Below are 21,236 nucleotides of genomic sequence, written 5' to 3'. Positions count from 1 at the left end.
TTTCTCTTTTTTCTCTTTTTTTTATAATTATTTTTTTGGATGCAATTATTATGGTTTTTATAGGAATGGATCATGGAACTACTGGAATCTCTTTTTGTATTATGTCTGATGATGGTGAAGTTATAGATGTTTTTAAAATTGGAAGAGAAGAAAGTAAACAGGGCAAAGTATCGGCTATTGAGGAATTATCTAAAAGAGTTGATTTAAACTCTATTGATTTGATGGCAGTTACTTATGCAATGGGTGATGGGATAAATAAGATTCAAAACATTACTCAGGTAAAAAATAGGGGAATTCTATCTATTAATGGAGCCGGAAAGGTCACCGGCGGAGGAACATTTGTTTTTAGTGAAATAGAGGACTCAAATATTCCGGCTGTTATGATACCTGGTCTTCATAAGGATTCTGATTCATTGGATAAATTATTCAGAGCAGCTTACTCTCATCAGGCCAGTCCTGAAAAAGTTAGCATATGTTATAATGCATTTTTAGAAACTGGCTGGAAAAATATGATTGTAGCAGATATTAGCTCCAATAGTGTGGATATTTTAATTGAAAACGGTAAAATTAAAGGAGCTATGGATGCTTGTTTAGGTGCTATGGGTATTGTCCATGGACCAATTGATCTGGAAATGATAAGACAAATTGATGAGGAAGATTTTTCAGCAAATAATCGTTTTTCACATGCAGGTGCTATAAAAATAGCTGATATTGACGGTAAAGTAGCTAATATGAAAGATCAATTATTGGATAATTATGAATCCGGGGATGAAAAAGCTAAATTGGCTATTGATACTTTAATAATGACTGTAGCTATGGAAATTGCAGGTTTGGATGTTGTTTGTGAAAATGAAATTGAAGGTATTGTTTTAACAGGTTCTGTAGGCAGTGCAACCAAACCTTTTAATTTTGAAAATGAGATTAACAAGTACTTTAAAAACAAGTATTCTTTAAAAATTATTTCTAAAGAATCCGGAGCTATTGGCGCAGCACAAATAGCTAGAGATGTTTATAATGGTAAAAAGGAGATTTTGGGGATTTTAGTAGATTATTAGCTAGTCTTTTAAACTAACTAAAACTACATTTCCACCTTTTATAGTTTCTAATCCGTTTTCAGTTTCAAGGACTAGATTTAAGTAATTATCAACAGCTATTACTTTGCCTTCACTGCGATTATCGTCTCTAAGATCTACACTAACATTTTTACCTTTAAATTGTAAAAATAATTTATTAATTTCATCATTGTTGTTCATTAAATCAAACCTTGATTTTTATATTATAATATTAATTTTTTAGCTTTATATAACTTATGCAGTTGTTTGTTAATAAAGTTCATATACTTAATGTTTACATAAAATAGATTATGGCAATTAATTTATTAGAACAAAATTTAGAAGCAATTACACAAACTTTAGCTAGATTGCAAAAAGAAGGGTGTAATGACGAGAAAATTTTAAATGAACTTCGTGAAGAAAGAGATAAAATACTTAAAGATTTAAAACTTTAAGCTATTTTAACCATTCTTTTATTAAATCCATTTCTCCGGTTAAATCAATTGTAAGTGGGGTTATGGTTGCTTTATTTAGTTTTTTAAGGCAATGGCCATCTGTACCTTCACAGTCTGAATTGTAAGGGTCTCCTCCAATCCAATAATAAGGTTTTCCACGTGGATCCAATCTTCTTTGAATTATTGGAGTGTACATTCTGTTTCCAAGTTTTGCAACTTCAAATTCTTCATCTACTGGATTTTCAGGTATATTTACATTTAATAAGTCAATGCCATCAGGCAATCCTTTTTTAAATACTATTTTTACAAGTTTTCTAAGCATTTTACCTGCAAAACTAAAATCAATATCTACGGTTCCATTTTCAAATTTAATATAATCTCTTGTAACTTCCTGAGAAATAGCTATTGAAGGAATTCCAAAACTTGCAGCTTCAAGTGCAGCACCTATTGTTCCGGAAGTTGTTAATTCAGCTTTTCCAATATTGAAACCGGTGTTTATTCCAGAAATCATTATATCCGGTTTTTCTCCCATAATTTCAAATAATCCGAAGGTAACTGCATCAGTTGGTGTTCCAGTTACTCCATAAGCTTGGCTTTTATCTCTTAAAGTTGTTGGATTTATTCTTAAAGGGTCATAAAGAGTTATTGCATGTCCAATTCCACTTTGTTGGGTTTCAGGGGCCACTACACAAACTTCACATAAATCTTCAATTGCATTTTTGGCAGCTAGTATTCCTGTTGCATTTACTCCGTCATCGTTACTTATTAATGCTTTCATATATTTTAATAATATTTTGGTACTTAAAATAATTTATGCTGATATGATAAACTTTAATAACAATTTCATGTATAAATTATATTAATAGATTTTTTTTGAAATAAACACTTACGGGTGGAAAATTGGAAAAACCACAATTGATTAATTTTATAGCTAAAGTGATGGAGGATTCAGGTTTTAAAGTTTATAAGAATTTTAAAACTTCACAAAGGGTTATAGATATTTATGCAATTTTGCCTACAACAATCGGGGATTTTGGAGTAGTTGTAGCATGTAAAAACTATGATAAAAATTTTGAAGTTGGCGTTGATGTATTAAGAGATATGGAACGTGTAGCTGAAAGTTTAAAAGCTTCTAAAGTAGCTATTATTGCATCATCTAGTTTTACAAATCAGGCTACTAATTATGCTCTTAGAAAAAATATCAAGCTTGTTGATAGGGATGATTTAGTTGAACTGGCTAAAAAATATCAGGATAAAACAGAAACTCAATCAACTTTGGATGTCGGAAAAGAAGAGGAAGTAGCTAATGAAGATTATTATGATTATTCATATGATTCTGATGATATGGATTATTTAATGAGAAAACAGGATGAAAAAGAATTTATTTATAACAGCTCAAATTCTTTGCATGCTTATGATAACTCTCATCGTTCTCATGGATTGCTGTCTAAATTTGAAGGTCATAATAGGTCTCAACAAAGAGCAAGTTTGGCTCCTGTAAATTCTTATTATTATGATTCTAAACCAAAAATGAGTTTTAATATTAGTGAAACATTATCCAGACTTTTAGCTAACCCTATAGCAGTTATACTTTTAGTTGTAATTGTCTCTTATGCATTATCCTATCTTTTAGGCAATGTTTTAAAAGCTGGTGGTGGAATTGGCGGTTTAGTTGAAATGCTTGTTGCATTAGTAATGTCTTATGGATTAACTTATTTCTTTTCAGAAAGAAACAGGTATTTCATTATTAGAGGAACCGTTATATTCTTTGTTTCATTAATTATATTGATTATATTAATTTTTGTTTAAATTTAATATTTTTATAATTTAAAACAATCACAATAAATCCCAATAAATACAGGAACCATATCATAATATCTGTAGGTCCTGTTTCAATCCAGATTAAGGTATGTGTTAAAATTATGGAATAGATTCCTATTCCAACTTCTTTTTTATATTTTCCAACTATATTGAGGACTTTTAAGAATATCCCCATGAAAAACATTTGTATTAAAACACCAGTTAATCCAAAATCAAGATATGCCGGTCCAAACATGGTGGAAGTTATACAAACATTGTCTGTAAGGACATACAGTCCAATAAAAGTTCTTGGGCTGCCACTTGAAAAAATCATAGATAAAATATGGCCATGAGTAGTGCCTCCCAAGTTTAAGATTCTTTGAAATACTTCAAGGGTAAATCCTGCTCTGTAAAATATTAGCTCAAGAGGATTCAACATCCAGTGCTGGCCTGAAATGGACTGTGATGCAATATATCCGATAGCCAGTAAACCGATTATGATCAATCCCACAAATAAAATTCCTATTTTTCTATTTATTTTATTGATATAATACATTGTAATAAATATACTGGCTAAAATTCCAAGTACTGATGTTCTATATCCATTTAATCCAAATATTAAAGCTCCAATTAAAACCAAAATCAGATATCTTTTTTTATAATATTTGGCTATTAAAAGATTTATCATAATTAAAAATAATGGATAAGCTATTCTCCAGATGTTTGTAGTTGCATTTGATTTCAGTACGCTGTTGAAAAGTGGAATTCCTCCAATAAGAATCATATTTATTGATTGAAGTATAATCGCTATTAAAACAAGTGTAATTAATATTTTTTGGTTAAAAAAGTTGTTTATTTTTATATATATTGGAGAAGATTCATTTTCATATATTGTAACTTGAGATTTTATAATTCCTGCTCCAATTAAAAATACCAGTGTTGCAAGTAAAACTGTTCCGATTGTTTCTGCACTTAAAGGATACTCGAATCTGTAATTAAATGATCCGATATATCCCATTGATAAAAAAACCATTATTGCAATTGCTACAATATATGGTGAAAAAAAGTCAAAGTTTTTAAAGTTCATAAAAATTATCCTCCAACTTCTCTTGCAGAAATAGCTAAATTCCCTCCGAAATTAGGCATAGCTGCTACATGTGTATGTACATAGCTTGCAAGTGTGTTTTTTTCCATAAATCCGTCTTGATTATTATATGAACCTTTTCCTCTTAAAATATTAAAAGCTAAATCATGTTTTATATTGGAATTGTCTACTAGAACTTTTGAGTAATGGAATTCATGTCCATTGAATTTTTCACCTTTTTTAGAGATTATATTGTCTTTCTTAACTTCGGCTATTGTATATTTTAAGGCCTGAACTTTATCAGTTAAAATTGAATTATATGGATAAACTCCAACTTGTTTGTCTTCATGAATAGAATTCATAAGATACATTAAACCTCCACATTCAGCAAAAATAGGTCTGTTTTCCATATGGAATTGTTTTATCTGTTTTAGCAGGACTGTGTTTTGGGATAATTCTTTAGAAAATAATTCAGGATATCCTCCGCCAATATATAATCCGTCTACATCTGGAAGGGATTCATCTTTTAGAGGTGAGAAATATTCCACTTTGCAGCTATTGGCTTCCAGAGATTCAATATTTTCCTTATAATAAAAATTAAATACTTCATCATATGCCACTCCAATTTTAACCTTCTGTTTATTCAGTTTATTCCAGATATCTTCTCTTGGTGAAGTTAATTTTGGAGCCTCTTTAGCTATTTCAACCAATCTGTCTAAATCAATAGATTCTTTTATTATATTTGACCAAAGTTCAATAAAAGACAGGGAATTTTCTCTTTCAACTGCAGGAACTAATCCCAAATGTCTTTGCTCAATGGATATTGAGTCATCACGGATAATTCCTCCGATTACTTCAACATCAGTAATTTCTTCAATGGATTTTTTAGTCTTTAAGTAATGGGCATTGTTTTTTACTTTATTTAGTATGACTCCAGCAATATTAATTTCAGGGTCTAATGCTTTAAATCCTAAAACTAAAGCAGCAGCACTTTTTACTAAACTTCTAGAATTAATAATTAAAATAACAGGAGCATTTAAAGATTTAGCTATTGATGCTGTACTTCCAATATCATTTATAGAGTCAATACCCTCATAAAGGCCACGGACGCCTTCAATAATTGCAATGTCTTTTTTTTCCATGGCTTTTAAAAATGCATCTCTTACCTGTCCCTCTTTCATAAAAAATGAATCAAGATTTCTTGAGGTATTTCCGGTAGCTAATGTGTGGTAAGTTGGATCAATATAGTCTGGCCCTACTTTAAATGGTTGGACATTATATTCTTCGCTTAATGCTTTCATAATTCCAGTAGCTATTGTTGTTTTTCCAACTGCACTACCAGTTCCTGCTAATATAATTCTCATAATATTATTTTATGGATTGTTGTTGTATAATTATTTATCGCATAACATGTTTTAAATAATATAATCAATATAATTTAAATTAATATATTTATGGTGGTTAAATGAGAATACTACTTATTCATTCTGATTATTTAAATTACAATGTAAAAAATAAAACACCTGTAGCTGAAGAAATCGAAGATGCTAAAAAACAAGGAGCATTTGACGAATCTTTAGTTGTATTTACAGCTGTTGAAAAAGACGACGAAAATAACCCACAAGGGATTGTTAAAAATTTAGTTAAAGAAGTTATTAAAACTAATGACCAAGTTAAAGCAGAAAATATAGTTTTATATCCATATGCTCACTTATCTTCTTCTTTAAGCTCTCCAAAAGTAGCTGTTCAAGTATTAAAAGATGCTGAAGAAGCTTTAGATGCTGAAGGATTAAATGTTAAAAGAGTACCTTTCGGATGGTATAAGGCATTTGAAATTTCCTGTAAAGGACACCCATTAAGTGAACTTTCAAGAACCATTACTGCTGAAGAGGAAGAGGAAGAGGAAGTAGAGAAAAAACCTTCTTCATGGTCTATTCTGGATGGAGATAAAATTATCGATATTGATGATTTCAAATTTGAAAATGATCAGTTGGAAAAACTTGTTAGCTATGAACTTGGTACCGGCGCATCTGATGCAGGAGAACCACCTCATGTTAAATTAATGAGGGAAAAAGAGTTATGTGACTATGAAAGTGCATCTGATGTAGGAAACCTCAAATGGTTCCCAAAAGGACGTTTAGTTCGCGATTTACTTGCTGATTATGTTTATAATTTAGTTGTAGACCAAGGAGCAATGCCTATTGAAACTCCAATTTTCTATGATTTGGACAACGAAGCTATTAATGTTCATGCAGCTAAATTTGGAGAAAGACAATACAGAACAGACACCAAGAAAAACTTAATGCTTAGATTTGCATGCTGTTTTGGTGCATTTAGAGTAATGGCTGATCCATTTATTACCTGGAAAAATTTACCTGCAAAACTCTATGAATTATCCACTTACAGTTTCCGTTTTGAGAAAAAAGGAGAAGTTGTAGGTCTTAAAAGATTAAGAGCATTTACTATGCCGGATTTCCATAGTTTCTGTGCTGATATGAACAGTACCTTAGAAGAATTCTCAAAACAAACTGATATGTGTATTCAGACAGGTGTAGATTTGGATGTTAATTATGAAATAATTTTCAGAGCTACTAAAGATTTCTATGATGAAAATAAAGATTGGATGTATAGCATCGGTAAAAAAATAGGTAAACCAGTTTTACTTGAAATTTTACCTGAAAGAAAACATTACTGGTCTTGTAAAATAGACTTTGCAGCTATTGACTACTTAGGAAGACCAATTGAAAATCCGACTGTTCAAATAGATGTTGAAAGTGGTAAAAGATTTGATATTACATATCTTGGAGAAGATGGAAAAGAACATTATCCAACTATTCTTCACTGCAGTCCAACTGGAAGTATAGAAAGGGTTATCTGCAGTTTACTTGAAAAAACAGCTATTGAATTAGATGAAAAAGCTCCAATGTTACCTACCTGGTTAAGTCCTATTGAAGTAAGGATTATAACTGTTGGTGAAGATCACAAAGACTTTGCTAATGAATTATATGATAAAATCAATGCTGAAAATATTCGTGTTGATGTAGATGACAGGGATGAAAGTGTTGGTAAAAAAATAAGGAATGCTGCTACTGAATGGATTCCTTACATATTTGTTGTTGGAGACAATGAAAAAGAATCTGGTGTGTTCTCCGTAACAGTTCGTGAAACTGGTGAAAAGGTTGACATGACTGTGGATGAATTAATTAAAGAGATTCTTGACAAAACCAAAGGAATGCCTTACAGAGGATTACCTTTACCAAAAGATATCTCAACAAGAATTAATTTCCAATAAACCTTCTTTTTTGAAGGTTTCCAATCTTTCTTTTTTTGAAAAATAAACTTTTTTTTAGTTATGGATGTGTCTGATTATTAATTTTCATAATCTTCGGTATTGGATAAAAAAATTATAACTATTTTTTCTCTCATGAATTTAACTTCTTTTAGTGTAAAATAAGTGTTGGATAAATCAAACATATTTTTATGAGAATTATAGATATGTGGGGGGATAAATCCACATATCTATTTATTCAAGGTGATGTGTTTATTGAATATATGGAGGTTTGATAAGACATTCATGACTAACCTTTCAATAATTTTGAAATATGTTTTAGTTACATATTCCAGATTATACTTTGTAAGGACTTATATATATTTTTTATCTTTTTTTAAGCTTTAATTTCATGTTTTTAGGGCATTATTGTATTTTAAATCAAAATTTACACTTTTAGAGCAATATTATCAGTAACTTGTTTTTTAGTAGTTAGCTTTATTTAATTAAAAAAATATAATTATATATTGTATATAATATACGGAGGAACTATTTAATGTACAATATAGGAGAAGCTCTTATTGGTGATGGAAACGAGTTAGCTCATATTGATTTAATAATCGGTGAAAAAGAAGGACCTGTAGGTCAAGCTTTTGCAAACGGATTATCAAATTTATCTGTGGGCCACACTCCATTAACCACTGTAATTAGACCAAATTTAATGACTAAACCAGCAACTTTAATCATTCCTAAAGTTACTGTTGGAGATTTAGACGATGCTGCTAAAGTATTTGGACCTGCACAAACTGCTGTTGGTAGGGCAGTAGCTGATGCAGTAGAAGAAGGATACATTCCAAAAGACATCGTTGAGGACATCGTAATTAATGTAAGTGTATTTATTGACCCTGCTGCAAAAAATTATAGGAAAATATATCAATACAACTATGGAGCAACTAAATTAGCTATTAGAAGGGCTATGGAAGGTTACCCATCTATTGACAAAGTACTTGCAGAAAAAGATCGTGGAACTCACCCAATTATGGGCTTCAGAGTACAAAAACTTTGGTCCCCACCATATTTACAAGTTGCACTTGATTTAGACAACTTAGACGCTATGGAAAGAATCATCAACGATTTGCCTGATAAAGAAAGAGTTCTTATTGAAGCGGGAACTCCACTTGTTAAAAAATTCGGTGTCGGTGTTGTTGGAAAAATTAGGGAATTACGTCCAAGTGCATTCATTATAGCTGACCTAAAAACTTTAGATGTTGGTAGAGTAGAAATAAAAATGGCTGCAGATGAAACAGCAGATGCAGTAGCTATTTCTGGTCTTGGAACTATCGAATCTATTAAGAAAGCTATTCATGAAACTCAAAAACAAGGTATTTATTCAATCCTTGATATGATGAATGTGGCTGACTTTGAAGAAAAATTATCTGCTCTTCCAGATGACTTAAAACCGGATATAGTTTTATTACACAGAAATGTGGATTTAGAAACTTACAAAGCTGAAAAAGGTGAAGATACCAGTGAAATGACTGAATGGGGTAATATTAAATCCATTAAAAAACTCATTGGTGACGGTTTAGTTGCAGTAGCTGGAGGAATTACTCCTAATAAAGTAGAGGAAGCTACTTCAAAAGGTGCAGATATTATTATTGCAGGTAGATACATTATTGGTTCTAGAGATGTAAGAAGAGCTGCTGAAGACTTCTTAGCACATTTCCCACAAGATCCAGATAGTATGAGACTTGCACTTGATGAAGACGAACAAGTAAATTAAATCTTTTGATTTAATTTATTCTATTTTTTTTTAAAAAAGGAGATTATAATATGGGATTTTGTAATTCTTGCGGCAGGCCAATTGTAAAAGCAGATTATGGTACTAACGCAGATGGTAGTTTAAATGATGAATATTGTAAAGATTGTTTTCAAAATGGGGAATTTACAGAACCTGATATAACTCTTGAAGAAATGATTACAAGAAAAACAAAGGAAATGATGGAAAAAAATCCTAGATTGCCTGAAAACCAAGCTACAGGTATTACTGTTGGATTTATACCAGGTTTAAAAAGATGGTGTCCAGAAGAGTTCTGGGATGATGAATTTTAGTCTGTTTTTAAAATAAATTCTTTAATTCTATTAGCTATATATTCATCATGACTTTTATTTGATTTGAGGAAGTAATTTTCTTCTTCTAATTCATTATATTTATCAACTAATTCGTTGTATTCATCATACATACTTTTAAGTTCTTTTTCTAGGTTTTGATTACTTTCAAAAATATTTGCATAGCTGGTTTTAGTATTAAGTGTGTCCTGTTTTAAGCTAGTGTATTTATTGCTTATTCTTTCGTAGCTATCTTTAATGCTTTTGTTTTCATCTTTTATGTATGAACATTTGTCCTTGAGGTTTTTGTTTTCGTCTTTTATGCTTGTGAATTTGGTTTTGATGTTTTCAGTTTCCTGTTTGATATTCACGAATTTGGTTTTGATGTTTTCGTTTTCTTCAATTAATTTAGAATGCTTGTCTTTTAAAGTTTCTAATTTTGAAGATTCATTTTCAAGAGTAGATAATAATTGATCTTTTTCTTGTTTAAGCTGATTAATCTCATTTTCAAATGCTTCGACATTTACTTTTGGGGTGGTTTCTATTTCATTGGTGTAGATATAATTGGCTATTTCAAGTGCACTAACTTTATCTTCCAAGTTCTTAAACTCTTCAATTTCACTTTGAGGAATAATTAAAACTTCTTCTTTATCTTCGTATATATCATCATGTTTAGGTATTGTGATTTGTATCTGTTTTGTTGTGTATTTTTTCTTTTCACCATTTTTAAGAGTTCTATTGTATTCTCTAGAATATTTTTTTACAACACCTTTTCCAGTTTTCATATTTTATTCCTCTATATTTAATATTATAATTATGTAGCTTAGTTATTATATTTTTTTCTAATTTTCTCATCGTGTAGTGTTAAGGTTAGACATAATCCAATTGTCAGCAGGATTGCCGTAACATCCATCACAAGTTTCATTGCGTCTTTTAATATGGTATTTACAATTTTTTCAGTTAGGCTGTTTTCATGTTTCAGTTCTGTTGTGTTTACATGACCTAATTTTTCAAGATATTTTCCACTGTGGTGGGTAATATTGTTGTCATCTAGATAATTGGGAGCATAAGTATCTACTGCATCATGCAATCCGCTAAACGCTCCAATTATGAGAATACATCCGATTATGGCAGTTCCCATTGATGATCCTAAAGTTTGGCTTGTTGTAATAAGTCCTGATGCTGTACTTTGTTTTTCTTCAGGAGTGGTATTAAGTGAAATGTCCACACCAAGTGAAATGACAAATCCTAATCCCAGTCCAAAGACGGTTAATCCTGGGGCTATGTCTATGAAGTGTGTATTTAATCCAAATTGGTATTTAAGTAAAAATGTTGATCCGATAGCCAATATGAATCCTATAATCATTATAATTTTATGATTAAATTTCATAGCTAATTTCGGAGCAAGTAATGAAGTTATTAGAAGGCCAACTGTGGATGGAAGTAAAGTTAATCCGGTTTTAAATGCACTTAAATGCAATACACTTTGCAGGAATACAGACACTGCAAATAATGCTCCGGCAAGTGATAAATTAGTTATCAAACGTATTCCCATTCCTGTTTTTAAATTATGATTTTTAAGTAAGCTGATATCTACTAAAGGTGTTTTTCCTTTTTTCTTTTGTTTATTTTCAAATATTCCGAAAGTTACAAGTAAAATAACTGATAATGAAATTAAAATCAATGTTGTTAACTGGTGGTGTTTTAAACATAATATTCCCAAAACAAGACTTATCAATCCGCTTACACATAAAATAGCTCCAATTATATCAAAATCACTTATGGTAAGGTGAGGTTTAAAGTTTTTAATTTTATATGAGAATAAGAATATGAATACAACTATTAACAGTTCAAGTACAAATCCGAATCTCCAGCTTAAAAATGTAGTTACAACTCCTCCAAATAATGGTCCGATAGCTGCAGCTATTCCTGCAATTGCACTGCTGATTGCAAGGGCAAAGGTACGTTTGTTATCTTTATATGTTCCACTAATTATGGAAATTGTAGCGGGGGTCATCAATGCACCGCCCAATCCTTCAAGTATGGACCATCCAATAAATAATGTAGTTGCATTCTGACTTATGGAAGCAATTAGTGCACCCATTCCGTAAATTAGTGCACCTATTAAAAATATTTTCTTTTTTCCGACAATATCCTGTAATTTAGATCCAACAAGCATTAATGAGGCAGTAATTAAAGTATAAAAACAAATAATTAATTGTATTGTGCTTAACGAAGTATTTAAGTCTAAAACTAGTTGTGAAATACTTACATTCATAAAAGTCGAATCTAAAGTTATTATAAATGAAGCCAATGCCACCAATATAAGTGGGAGCCATGTTGTTTTATCTTTTGTAATAATTATCACCAGTTTAATTTAATATTTCTAAATTTGTTTAAACTATTTAAAGTATTTAATTATAAACATTTAATTGAGGTTGATTAAATGAAAGTTTTTGGTATCTGTGGGAGTCCTAGAAATGATACAACATACCATGTTTTGAAGGAAGCATTGGATAAATTAAATAATCATGGATTTGAAACAGAGCTATTTAGTTGTTTTGGAAAAGATATTGGTCCTTGTATGCATTGTGATTATTGCTTGGAACACAAAAAATGCATTAGTCATGATGATATGCTGGAAGTATATGAAAAACTTCAGCAATGTGACGGACTAATACTGGCTACTCCTGTTCAAAGCGGAGGTATAAGCAGTAACTTGTCAGCTATTATGGACAGAACACGTGCTCTGGAAGCTGTTGATTATAATATTTTAAGAGGAAAAATTGGAATGAGTATTGCTGTTGGTGGAGACAGAACAGGAGGTCAGGATTTTGCCCATTTAAAAAATATAACTTATTTCATGATACATGGAATAATCCCGGTAAGTGGTGGACCTTTTGGATCTAATTTGGGAGCTTCTTTTTGGTCTAGAGATTCTATTGAAGATATAAAAAAAGATGATTATGGTTTTGAATCATTAAACAGAACATTAACAGAATTTGAAAAATTTTTAAAAAAATACATTGATTAAGTTATTGCAATGAGTATATTTATATAGTAAAATTAATTTATATTAGTATAGTTTTTTTATTTTAATCAAATTTTTTTTATTAGGTTATGTTATGGCAAATAAGTTAGTTAGAGGTAGCTTTATTATTTTTATAGGTAATATTATCTTCCGTATTGGAGGGTATCTGTACCGTTTTTTAATGGCTGCTCTTTTAGGCCCAACTAGTTGGGGTATTTTAGCTACTACTTTGCCATTTCAGGGAATATTCCAAACATTGTCTGCTGGTGGACTCCCTCCGGCAATAGCTAAGTATGTTGCAGAATATGAAGTTGTAAATGAACATGACATGGCCCGTAAAACGATTTATGTAGCTTTAAAAATCATGGTATTTCTGGGAATATTCTTTGGAGTAATTATGGTTTTCATTGTTGCTCCATGGCTTGCTTACGATTATTTGGGAAAACCGGAAACACTTGTTCCCCTGCAGATTGTAGGTCTTATTACTCCGTTTAGTGTTATTGTCGGTGCTTTTAGAGGAGCATTCCAGGGAGTATATAAAATGGAGTATATTGTATATACTCGTGCTGTAGAGCAGTTAGGAATGATTTTATTTGCAACTGCATTTGTTTTAATTGGATTTTCTGTTACTGGTGCACTGTGGGGTACTGTAATAGGTTTTGCAGCGGCAGCGGTTTCTGCAGTATATATATTCAGACATCATATGGCAAAATATATTCCTCCTGCCAGTGTAGATTTTAAGTTTACCTGGAGAGATGAATTGAATTTGGCTACTACTTTAGTTAAATTCTCCATTCCTGTAATTATTACAGCTATTGCTGAAATGCTTATTTACAATATCTGTACTATGGTTATGGGTAAATTTTTAGCTTTAGAAGCTGTCGGATTTTTTGCAGCTGCTGATCCTATATCCAGATTGCCATTAATGATTTCTATTTCAATAGCTACAACAATTTTGCCGGCTTCTTCTGAGGCATTCAGGGCGGGAAATAAGGTAGCACTGGAAAAATATGTTTCTGAAGCATATAAATTTTCTTTACTGTTCGTTGTTCCAATGTGTATAGGATTGGCTTGTTTTGCAGCTCCTATTTTAAGATTGCTTTATTTCACTAATCCGGCTTATGTTGCAGGTGCATCTGCATTAGCTATTTTGTCTATTGGTATGACATTCTACTCAATATTTTCAATTTCAACAAGTATTGTTCAGGGTATTGGTAATCCGAGAATTCCTATGTACATATTAGTATTTGGAGCTATTTTGACAGCTGTTTTAAATTGGGTTATGGTTCCAACTTTAGGTATTGCAGGCGGTGCTGCAGCTACTTCAATAGCCTGTTTTGCAATGATGGTGCCTATACTTTATATGGTATTCAAATTAACTCAGGTTAAAGCCCCTAAAGTTTCAGTAATTAAAATATTTGCTGCTTCAATGATAATGGGTGTTGTTGCATATATTATGCCTAAGACAACATCCTGGTTGTTTGTAGGAATTATTGTCTGTATGATTGTGTACTTCTTTGCATTAATACTTGTAAGATTCTTCACTCAGGAGGATATTGTGGGTTTAAGAGCATTATCCTCTAAATTCGGACCTTTGTCTAAAGTTATGGGTAAAATGTTGGATTTAGTTGAAAAAATCGAATTCAGATAAAATTTGCACGATTATATTTTTCAAATCCTTTTTTTATTTATTTATATTTCTTAAAATAACTAAAAATTAATATAACAACTTTTATTTTGATTATTATGATTATTTTATTTTTATTTTAATTTTTTTAATTTATTTAGGTAGTGTTTAAAGATATTAAGAAAAATATCGATAATTAATCAGCATTGCTTTTTAGAATAAGTCTATGTTATTATTCAATAACTTTTTACAGGTATTTATTTAAATAATCTGTTATTTTTAATATTTTTTCATCGAAACATTATTTAATTATAAAAATCATAATATTCTTCATTATATTTTGGAGGAATATTGATGACCGATGTGAAGGCAGGTGTTGAATATAAAATCAATGTTGATGGGAATTCCTTCTTATTGGATGGTAAAAAATATCAATTATTGGAAAGCATCCTAGATACTGAGTCAATGACTGAATCCGCTAAATCAATTAAGGTTTCTTATAGAACAGCATTGAATTATATTGATAAAATAGAATCAGCACTTAATGTCAAAATTGTTAATACAACTAAAGGTGGAAAAGGTGGAGGTGGGGGAACTACCCTTACTGATGAAGGTTATTCTATTTTAAAAGAATGTAAGAAAATTAATGCTATTATGGAATTGCATAAGGATGTTAATGAAATTGAATCTGAAGTTTTAGACATTGATGAATCTAAAGGAATCATGACTGTTAAAATGAAACAATTTGAGATTAACACTCCGTTAAATAGAAATTATAAAGTGGGAGACAAATTACTGGCATTAATCAGCTATGATAATATTTTTGTCATGCTGGAACCTCAGACTTCCAGTATTCGTAATATTATTAAAGGAAGAATCATTGAAATGAAACTGGAAAAAGAGGTTATTCGTGTAAAAATAGATGTTGGTGGACTTAATTTATATTCTGACATAACTTTATCTGCAGAAAAAGATTTAAATCTTACAATTGGTAAAGAAGTATATATTGGATTTAAAGCAATGTCTGTTGCCACTTTAAAGTTATAATTCTGGGGGAATTTTTATTTTAAAAATTGAGGTTGATGAAAGCAGATGTACGGGATGTGGGTCCTGTTATGATATTTGTCCAAAAGCAGGTAAAATATGGAAAATAAATGATGTTGCACATGTATTGGATTTAAGATATTGTCATGTTTGTACTATATGTGCGATGGCATGCCCTGAACACTGCATTAAAATTATACGTAATGCTCCGGAAGAGTGAATAATTTACTCTTCTTTTAATTTAACAATAGTTTGAGGAATAGCTATGGATAGAAAATCAAATGTTTCAAGAACTACATCTGAAACAGATATACAAATAGAAATGAATCTTGACGGAAAGGGAAAATATAATATTTCAACTGGTGTGAATTTTTTTAATCATATGCTGGAGGCATTTTCAAAACATTCAATGATTGATTTGGTTGTTGATGCAAAAGGAGACATTGAAATTGATGACCATCACACTATTGAAGATGTCGGTATATTATTGGGTGAAGCTTTCAGGCAAGCTATTGGAGATAAAAGGGGAATTAAAAGAATGGCTGATGCTACAGTACCTATGGATGAATCAGTAGCTAAAGTAGCTATTGATATTAGTGGGCGCAGCTATTGCAATATGGAATTTGATTTTACTAATGAAAAAATTGGAGACATGACTTCTGAAATTGTTGTTCACTTTTTTGAGTCATTTGTATCTTCGGCTAAATTAAATATTTACGGGGTTTCAAAAGGAGCAAATGATCATCATCAGGCTGAAGCGGTCTTTAAAGCTTTTGCCAAATCATTAAAAGAAGCAATAAAGATAGAGCATGATGAGATTCCTAGTACAAAAGGTGTTTTATAAGTGGCAGGTGAAGATTTCTCTCAACGGGCATCTCATGATCGTTTAAGTGCAATAACTGATGGAGTTTATGCTGTAGCTTTGACTTTGCTTGCTTTGGAGATTGTTGTTCCGTCAGTTAATTCAATACATTCTTCTGCTCAATTAAATGATTACATGGTTAATAATCTGTTGCCGCAGTTATCCCTGTATTTAATTAGTTTTATTATTCTTTCAAATTTTTGGGCATCTACTAATGCTATTCCGATGTATAAAAAAGTGGATAATACTATTCTTACAATAAATTTGGCTATTTTGGCATTGGTGGTTTTAATACCGTTTTCAACTTCTTTTGTATTGTCTTTTTATCATTACTCTCAAAGCGTAATTATTTTTAGTTTGATTATCCTGTTGGTTGGATTGCTTTATCTGATTTTATATATTTATTTATTTAAAGAAAATTTAGTTAAAGAAAGGATTTATAAGTTTATAGAACCTCATAAAAGGATTATGCTTATTGAATTAAGTATTCCACCAGTGTTGGCTTTGATATCAATAGTATTGGCATTGTTCAATCCTTTAGCAGGTATGTATGTTTATGTTATTGTGCTTTTTGCAACAATGATAAAAAAAATAGCTAAAAGATTTATAAAGAATTAATTTTTTTTAAAAAATTTTGTTGTCTAAAAAAAGATAATGTAAGTAGCTAAAAAGCTACTTTTAATTTTTATATTTATTCTGGTTTACTGATTAAGTCGGTTTTGCAACCAGTGTTACCCTCTTTCATGTGAGGGGTTCTTAAAACAGAATCGTTTCCTTTTTCAATTTCTCTAGCTTCATCAGCTAATGCTGCTGCAGATGCTGCCATTTCATGTGCTGCTGCTACTAATGGGATGAAGTTTTCGAAACCTTTGGTCATGAAACATCCTTTCATATCTAAGTTTGCAACAGCTCCAGCCATTTCATATGCTGCAATAGCTTTTGCTTTTGCATATGGGTTTTCAAATCCAGCTGCTTCAACAGCTTTTTCAGCAGTAATTATAAGTTTAGGTAATTCGATATTTCCTGCTGCAGCTCCGTCAATTACACCGTCAATTGTGTTTTGAACTAATCTTAAAGCTCCGGTTTCTGCAAGCACTTTGAGAATATCTGCGTTGAAAATAGCCATTTCAGTTGGGTCTAACCATTCTCTTTTTGCACCAATCATAGGGTCAGACATTACAATAATGTATCCTAATCCTTGTTCATCCATTTCATCTTTTTTACCTTTACCTGGTGCATCACCAATGATAATAGCCGGGATGTCTTTTTCAGATAACAATTCTCTTGCTTTAGCTGGTCCAGGTGCTCCTGGGTTTGGGCTAATGAAGATACAGAAATCTGGGTCAAATTGATCAACTTTTGGTACAACATCTTCTACTTGTTCAGGATTCATTTTTGCTCCAGATCCGAATACTCTTACATCAATATTTGGTCTGTCTGCTCTTTCATCTAAAAGAAGGTCTAATACTGGAGAAGTTCCAATATTTCCACTTTTTATAATTCCTATTTTTACAACCATTTTGGTTCACCTATTAATTTCTATACTTTTGTTTATAGAATTGTATATTTATTAATCTTTTGATTTAGCTCTGTTTAATAAATTGAATATTTTCCATAATTCTATTCAAAAATTTTAGAAAAAGTAGTTAGAAAACGATAAAATATTCATATAATAATAGTTAAATTTTTAAAAATAGTTAAGAAGTGGTTCCGACGAGATTCGAACTCGTGATCCCCTCCTTGTAAGGGAGGTATCATACCACTAGACCACGGAACCATAGTACATCATTATTTATTGATATTATCATATATAAAGCTTTTGGTTTTTTAAGTAATTTAGATTTTATTTCCACAATTGAAGCAAAAAGTATCATCTTTATTTACTGTACTTCCGCAATTGCTGCATTTTAATTCATGATTTAATTTGTTTCCGCAGTTGGTGCAGAATATATCATCATCATTTACTGGATGTCCGCACTTATTGCATCTTAATTCCGTTTTTATTTTTTTTCCGCAGTTGGTGCAGAATATATCATCTATTTTTACAATATTTCCACAATATTTGCAGGTATTTGCAGAATGGCTATTTTTAGTTGCAGCTATTCCAGACACTCCTGCACTGGGTGTTTCGAATGTAGGTACTTTTTCAAGTATATTTGAACTTGTTGATGTACTGTTGGATAAAACTGGCTGACTATAAAAGTCTGTTCTGTTTTCTATTTCAAATATCATTTCATTCATTGCAGCAATTCTTTTATCATCAGAGGGGTGGGTAGAAAAGAAATCAAAATTATTGGCATTTTCTTCACTCATTGATTGCCAGAATGCCGGAATTCTCCTTATGTTATAACCTGCCCAATGAATTATCATCATTCCAAGTTTGTCTGCTTCTATTTCTTGGGATCTTCCAAATGGTTGTATTAAAAAAAGTTCAGATCCGATATCTGCTATATTTGTAATTGCACTTGTAGCAAGTCCTAATTCTTCTTCACCTAAAAGAATAAGTCCGAGGCTTCCAATTCTGGAAAGGGTTGTTATTGTATTTTTTGTATTTCGAACACTGGACTGGGTTCTGCTGTGGTCTAAAAGAGCATGTGCCATTTCATGACCTAGGATAAATGCTATTTTTTCTTCAGTATTGGCTATTGGCAGAATTCCTGAAAGTACGATGATTTTTCCTCCAGGGATGCACATTGCATTTTCGTCCTCATCTGCAATTAAATGGACTTCCCAGTCATAATAATCTGCTGTATAATCTGATCTTCCAATTTTAGCTAAATAATCTTCAACAGCAGTTATTAGATTTGAAGTAACCTTTAATATTAATTGGCCTTCTTGTGTCTGGTCTAATATTTCATGGCCATCTATCTTATTGTAATACTCATTATAACATTCATTTAAGAATTTGTCATCATCTATATTGTCATAATGAGATTTTCCAGTAAAAGGGTTAAGGCCACTTCTGTCATCTTTACTCATTTTACCACCATATTCTATTATTAGTTTATTTTTTATACTTTATAAAATCATGGGTTTACTTTGTGTATAAAATTCGCATCTGTCTGATAAGTAAGTTATAAATAAAAATAACACTATAATATACACTAATGAATTATTAATTGAAAGTGATATAAATGGCATGGGACGATTCTGCTAGTAAAATATGGATGGACGGAAACATGGTTGATTGGAAAGATGCAAAAATTCATGCTCTTTCACATGTAGTCCATTATGGTACAAGTGTTTTTGAAGGTATTAGAGCATATGACAATAAAAAAGGCACTTGTATTTTTCGTTTAAATGAACATGTAAAACGTTTATTTAATTCAGCAAAAGTTTATAAAATTGATATTCCTTATACTCAAGAAGAAATTGCACAGGCAATTAGGGATACTGTTAAAATCAATGAGTTAGCTTCCTGTTACATACGTCCTATTGTATTTAGAGGATATGGTCAGTTAGGAGTTAATCCGTTATCCTGTCCTGTTAATACTGTAATTGCTGCTTGGGAATGGGGATCTTATTTAGGTGAGGAAGGAATGGCTAACGGTGTAGATGTTGGAGTTTCATCCTGGAGAAAACCAGCTCCGGATACTTTCCCAACATTAGCTAAATGTGGTGCTAATTATATGAATTCTCAATTAGCTAAACTGGAAGCTATTGACCATGGTTATGAGGAAGCTATCATGCTTGATTATGAAGGGCATGTTTCTGAAGGTAGTGGGGAAAACATTTTCATTATTGAAGATGGAGTATTATACACTCCTTCAATGGATTCTTCCAATCTTAAAGGAATTACAAGGGAATCTATTAAACAATTGGCCAATGATTTAGGCTATGAAGTAGTTGAAGAAAGAATTTCAAGAGAAAGATTATATTTTGCTGATGAAGTATTTTTCAGCGGAACTGCTGCTGAAGTTACTCCTATCCGTTCAATTGATCATAAAATCATTGGTGCAGGTAAAAGAGGTCCAATTTCAGAAGAATTACAAAAAACTTTCTTTGACATTGTTGAAGGCAAAAAAGAAGATAAATTTGGCTGGTTGGATTACGTTTAAATGGTGTGAGAAATGGATATAATTCAGGCAATTATTATTGGTATTGTTCAGGGATTAACTGAGTTCTTACCTGTAAGTAGTTCAGCTCATTTAATCTTTGCTCAAAATGCATTAGGGGTAGAATCCTCTCTTGCTTTTGATGTTTTTCTTCATTTAGGAAGTTTAATAGCTGTATTATGGTTCTTCCGTGCAGATATTATCAGAATGATTCAGGCATTCTTATTAAGTATTGGAGATATTATTCAGCACAGATTTAAGGAAGGATTTTACTCTGATCCTTATAAAAGATTGGTCTGGTATGTAATTATAGCTACTATTCCTGTAGGTTTAGTTGGTGTATTATTTGAAAGTCAGGTAGAGTCATTGTTTGCAGGTGCATTATATGTTCCGGCATTTTTCTTATTTGTAACAGGTACTATTCTTTACTTATCTCAAAGAATGAATTCTGGTGAGGTTGATTTATCAAATCTTTCACTTAAAGAATCAATATTTATGGGATTAGGTCAGGCATGTGCTATATTGCCGGGGCTTTCACGTTCAGGTACTACAATAGCTGCAGGACTTGTAATAGGATTAGATAAAGAATTTGCTGCTAAATTCAGTTTTATATTATCTATTCCAGCTATTTTGGGAGCATTTGTAGTTCAACTTAAAGATATTGGAACAATCACAGATTTCAATGCTTTAGCTATTTTATTCGGATTTTTAGCAGCATTAATATCTGGTTATTTGGCTATTAAATGGTTACTTGAATTAATTCAAAAAAGAAGTTTGGATATTTTTGCATATTATTGTTGGATTGTAGGAATAATAGTATTTATGGGTTCAATAACCCATTTATTCTAA

General features: G+C 31.2%; 22 protein-coding genes and 1 tRNA gene. 14 read left to right on the top strand and 9 right to left on the bottom strand.

Annotation, left to right across the window (positions count from 1 at the left end; all coding sequences use genetic code 11):
* The first annotated feature begins 50 nt into the window (after positions 1–50).
* On the top strand, positions 51–1,055 hold the full coding sequence (locus MSM_RS06170) for a methanogenesis marker 12 protein (RefSeq protein ID WP_011954367.1): 1,005 nt from the start codon (positions 51–53) through the stop codon (positions 1,053–1,055).
* On the opposite strand, the gene MSM_RS06165 is transcribed toward MSM_RS06170, so the two are convergent.
* Positions 1,056–1,253 (bottom strand): LSM domain-containing protein, encoded by a 198-nt coding sequence (locus tag MSM_RS06165; RefSeq protein WP_004032712.1) that lies wholly within the window; start codon positions 1,251–1,253, stop codon positions 1,056–1,058.
* 110 nt (positions 1,254–1,363) lie between these two features.
* Between MSM_RS06165 and MSM_RS09220 the strand changes: the two genes are divergently transcribed.
* Positions 1,364–1,507, top strand: coding sequence for a hypothetical protein (locus MSM_RS09220; RefSeq protein WP_004032715.1), 144 nt, complete (start codon positions 1,364–1,366; stop codon positions 1,505–1,507).
* Position 1,508: 1 nt separating this feature from the next.
* Here the strand turns inward: MSM_RS09220 and surE are convergent, their stop codons facing one another.
* On the bottom strand, positions 1,509–2,285 hold the full coding sequence (surE, locus tag MSM_RS06160; RefSeq protein WP_011954366.1) for a 5'/3'-nucleotidase SurE: 777 nt from the start codon (positions 2,283–2,285) through the stop codon (positions 1,509–1,511).
* A gap of 122 nt (positions 2,286–2,407) precedes the next feature.
* Between surE and MSM_RS06155 the strand changes: the two genes are divergently transcribed.
* Positions 2,408–3,316, top strand: coding sequence for a restriction endonuclease (locus MSM_RS06155; RefSeq protein WP_011954365.1), 909 nt, complete (start codon positions 2,408–2,410; stop codon positions 3,314–3,316).
* Here the strand turns inward: MSM_RS06155 and MSM_RS06150 are convergent.
* Complete coding sequence (locus tag MSM_RS06150) at positions 3,297–4,394, bottom strand: oligosaccharide repeat unit polymerase family protein (protein ID WP_011954364.1); 1,098 nt, start codon at positions 4,392–4,394, stop codon at positions 3,297–3,299. The two genes, MSM_RS06155 and MSM_RS06150, sit on opposite strands and share 20 nt — an antisense overlap.
* A gap of 5 nt (positions 4,395–4,399) precedes the next feature.
* The gene (gene cfbB, locus MSM_RS06145; protein ID WP_011954363.1) at positions 4,400–5,755 is read right to left on the bottom strand and encodes a Ni-sirohydrochlorin a,c-diamide synthase; all 1,356 of its coding nucleotides are present in this window, start codon (positions 5,753–5,755) and stop codon (positions 4,400–4,402) included.
* 101 nt (positions 5,756–5,856) lie between these two features.
* Here cfbB and MSM_RS06140 point away from each other — a divergent pair, with 101 nt between their 5' ends.
* From MSM_RS06140 to MSM_RS06130, 3 genes are all read left to right on the top strand, one after another.
* The gene (locus MSM_RS06140; protein ID WP_011954362.1) at positions 5,857–7,683 is read left to right on the top strand and encodes a threonine--tRNA ligase; all 1,827 of its coding nucleotides are present in this window, start codon (positions 5,857–5,859) and stop codon (positions 7,681–7,683) included.
* 532 nt (positions 7,684–8,215) lie between these two features.
* On the top strand, positions 8,216–9,442 hold the full coding sequence (locus MSM_RS06135; protein WP_011954361.1) for a bifunctional 5,6,7,8-tetrahydromethanopterin hydro-lyase/3-hexulose-6-phosphate synthase: 1,227 nt from the start codon (positions 8,216–8,218) through the stop codon (positions 9,440–9,442).
* A gap of 50 nt (positions 9,443–9,492) precedes the next feature.
* Positions 9,493–9,771, top strand: coding sequence for a zinc ribbon domain-containing protein (locus MSM_RS06130; RefSeq protein WP_011954360.1), 279 nt, complete (start codon positions 9,493–9,495; stop codon positions 9,769–9,771).
* Here the strand turns inward: MSM_RS06130 and MSM_RS06125 are convergent.
* Together MSM_RS06125 and MSM_RS06120 are read right to left on the bottom strand one after the other, a co-directional pair.
* Positions 9,768–10,553: a coiled-coil domain-containing protein gene (locus tag MSM_RS06125; RefSeq protein ID WP_004036048.1), complete on the bottom strand. Its 786-nt coding sequence runs from the start codon at positions 10,551–10,553 to the stop codon at positions 9,768–9,770. The genes MSM_RS06130 and MSM_RS06125 overlap by 4 nt on opposite strands.
* A gap of 38 nt (positions 10,554–10,591) precedes the next feature.
* Positions 10,592–12,046 (bottom strand): MFS transporter, encoded by a 1,455-nt coding sequence (locus tag MSM_RS06120; protein ID WP_011954359.1) that lies wholly within the window; start codon positions 12,044–12,046, stop codon positions 10,592–10,594.
* A 168-nt stretch (positions 12,047–12,214) separates the two neighbouring features.
* Here MSM_RS06120 and MSM_RS06115 point away from each other — a divergent pair, with 168 nt between their 5' ends.
* From MSM_RS06115 to MSM_RS06095, 6 genes are all read left to right on the top strand, one after another.
* A complete protein-coding gene (locus tag MSM_RS06115) occupies positions 12,215–12,802 on the top strand; it encodes a flavodoxin family protein (protein ID WP_011954358.1) in 588 nt (195 codons plus the stop codon).
* 91 nt (positions 12,803–12,893) lie between these two features.
* Positions 12,894–14,450 carry a flippase gene (locus MSM_RS06110; protein WP_011954357.1) on the top strand — a complete coding sequence of 519 codons (1,557 nt, stop codon included), beginning with the start codon at positions 12,894–12,896 and terminating at the stop codon, positions 14,448–14,450.
* 330 nt (positions 14,451–14,780) lie between these two features.
* Entirely contained in the window at positions 14,781–15,473 is a 693-nt protein-coding gene (locus MSM_RS06105; RefSeq protein WP_011954356.1) for a TOBE domain-containing protein, read from the top strand.
* 10 nt (positions 15,474–15,483) lie between these two features.
* A complete protein-coding gene (locus MSM_RS09075; protein WP_321033095.1) occupies positions 15,484–15,690 on the top strand; it encodes a 4Fe-4S binding protein in 207 nt (68 codons plus the stop codon).
* Positions 15,691–15,735: 45 nt separating this feature from the next.
* Positions 15,736–16,314, top strand: a complete 579-nt coding sequence (gene hisB, locus MSM_RS06100) for an imidazoleglycerol-phosphate dehydratase HisB (protein WP_011954355.1) — start codon at positions 15,736–15,738, stop codon at positions 16,312–16,314.
* Positions 16,315–16,950, top strand: coding sequence for a TMEM175 family protein (locus MSM_RS06095; protein ID WP_011954354.1), 636 nt, complete (start codon positions 16,315–16,317; stop codon positions 16,948–16,950).
* A gap of 73 nt (positions 16,951–17,023) precedes the next feature.
* Here MSM_RS06095 and MSM_RS06090 read toward each other — a convergent pair whose 3' ends face one another.
* The 3 genes from MSM_RS06090 to MSM_RS06080 form a co-directional block, all read right to left on the bottom strand.
* The gene (locus MSM_RS06090) at positions 17,024–17,851 is read right to left on the bottom strand and encodes a F420-dependent methylenetetrahydromethanopterin dehydrogenase (protein WP_011954353.1); all 828 of its coding nucleotides are present in this window, start codon (positions 17,849–17,851) and stop codon (positions 17,024–17,026) included.
* A 186-nt stretch (positions 17,852–18,037) separates the two neighbouring features.
* A tRNA-Val gene (locus tag MSM_RS06085) sits at positions 18,038–18,109 on the bottom strand.
* 59 nt (positions 18,110–18,168) lie between these two features.
* The gene (locus MSM_RS06080) at positions 18,169–19,311 is read right to left on the bottom strand and encodes a M48 family metallopeptidase (RefSeq protein ID WP_011954352.1); all 1,143 of its coding nucleotides are present in this window, start codon (positions 19,309–19,311) and stop codon (positions 18,169–18,171) included.
* Positions 19,312–19,466: 155 nt separating this feature from the next.
* Between MSM_RS06080 and MSM_RS06075 the strand changes: the two genes are divergently transcribed.
* Both MSM_RS06075 and uppP read left to right on the top strand, forming a co-directional pair.
* The gene (locus MSM_RS06075) at positions 19,467–20,390 is read left to right on the top strand and encodes a branched-chain amino acid transaminase (protein WP_011954351.1); all 924 of its coding nucleotides are present in this window, start codon (positions 19,467–19,469) and stop codon (positions 20,388–20,390) included.
* Positions 20,391–20,402: 12 nt separating this feature from the next.
* The gene (gene uppP, locus MSM_RS06070) at positions 20,403–21,236 is read left to right on the top strand and encodes an undecaprenyl-diphosphatase UppP (protein WP_011954350.1); all 834 of its coding nucleotides are present in this window, start codon (positions 20,403–20,405) and stop codon (positions 21,234–21,236) included.

The sequence above is a fragment of the Methanobrevibacter smithii ATCC 35061 genome (assembly GCF_000016525.1).
Taxonomy (GTDB): Archaea; Methanobacteriota; Methanobacteria; order Methanobacteriales; family Methanobacteriaceae; genus Methanocatella; species Methanocatella smithii.
This window is presented reverse-complemented; position numbering and strand designations above follow the sequence as displayed.

What these genes read in the sequence shown, in the direction of transcription:
- MSM_RS06110 (WP_011954357.1), top strand. Translation starts at nt 12,894, where the DNA reads ATGGCAAATAAGTTAGTTAGAGGTAGCTTTATTATTTTTATAGGTAAT.
- MSM_RS06150 (WP_011954364.1), bottom strand. Translation starts at nt 4,394, where the DNA reads ATGAACTTTAAAAACTTTGACTTTTTTTCACCATATATTGTAGCAATT.
- MSM_RS06135 (WP_011954361.1), top strand. Translation starts at nt 8,216, where the DNA reads ATGTACAATATAGGAGAAGCTCTTATTGGTGATGGAAACGAGTTAGCT.
- uppP (WP_011954350.1), top strand. Translation starts at nt 20,403, where the DNA reads ATGGATATAATTCAGGCAATTATTATTGGTATTGTTCAGGGATTAACT.
- MSM_RS06170 (WP_011954367.1), top strand. Translation starts at nt 51, where the DNA reads ATGGTTTTTATAGGAATGGATCATGGAACTACTGGAATCTCTTTTTGT.
- MSM_RS06125 (WP_004036048.1), bottom strand. Translation starts at nt 10,553, where the DNA reads ATGAAAACTGGAAAAGGTGTTGTAAAAAAATATTCTAGAGAATACAAT.
- hisB (WP_011954355.1), top strand. Translation starts at nt 15,736, where the DNA reads ATGGATAGAAAATCAAATGTTTCAAGAACTACATCTGAAACAGATATA.
- MSM_RS09220 (WP_004032715.1), top strand. Translation starts at nt 1,364, where the DNA reads ATGGCAATTAATTTATTAGAACAAAATTTAGAAGCAATTACACAAACT.
- MSM_RS06075 (WP_011954351.1), top strand. Translation starts at nt 19,467, where the DNA reads ATGGCATGGGACGATTCTGCTAGTAAAATATGGATGGACGGAAACATG.
- surE (WP_011954366.1), bottom strand. Translation starts at nt 2,285, where the DNA reads ATGAAAGCATTAATAAGTAACGATGACGGAGTAAATGCAACAGGAATA.
- MSM_RS06080 (WP_011954352.1), bottom strand. Translation starts at nt 19,311, where the DNA reads ATGAGTAAAGATGACAGAAGTGGCCTTAACCCTTTTACTGGAAAATCT.
- cfbB (WP_011954363.1), bottom strand. Translation starts at nt 5,755, where the DNA reads ATGAGAATTATATTAGCAGGAACTGGTAGTGCAGTTGGAAAAACAACA.
- MSM_RS06140 (WP_011954362.1), top strand. Translation starts at nt 5,857, where the DNA reads ATGAGAATACTACTTATTCATTCTGATTATTTAAATTACAATGTAAAA.
- MSM_RS06105 (WP_011954356.1), top strand. Translation starts at nt 14,781, where the DNA reads ATGACCGATGTGAAGGCAGGTGTTGAATATAAAATCAATGTTGATGGG.
- MSM_RS06120 (WP_011954359.1), bottom strand. Translation starts at nt 12,046, where the DNA reads ATGAATGTAAGTATTTCACAACTAGTTTTAGACTTAAATACTTCGTTA.
- MSM_RS06165 (WP_004032712.1), bottom strand. Translation starts at nt 1,253, where the DNA reads ATGAACAACAATGATGAAATTAATAAATTATTTTTACAATTTAAAGGT.
- MSM_RS06115 (WP_011954358.1), top strand. Translation starts at nt 12,215, where the DNA reads ATGAAAGTTTTTGGTATCTGTGGGAGTCCTAGAAATGATACAACATAC.
- MSM_RS06090 (WP_011954353.1), bottom strand. Translation starts at nt 17,851, where the DNA reads ATGGTTGTAAAAATAGGAATTATAAAAAGTGGAAATATTGGAACTTCT.
- MSM_RS06130 (WP_011954360.1), top strand. Translation starts at nt 9,493, where the DNA reads ATGGGATTTTGTAATTCTTGCGGCAGGCCAATTGTAAAAGCAGATTAT.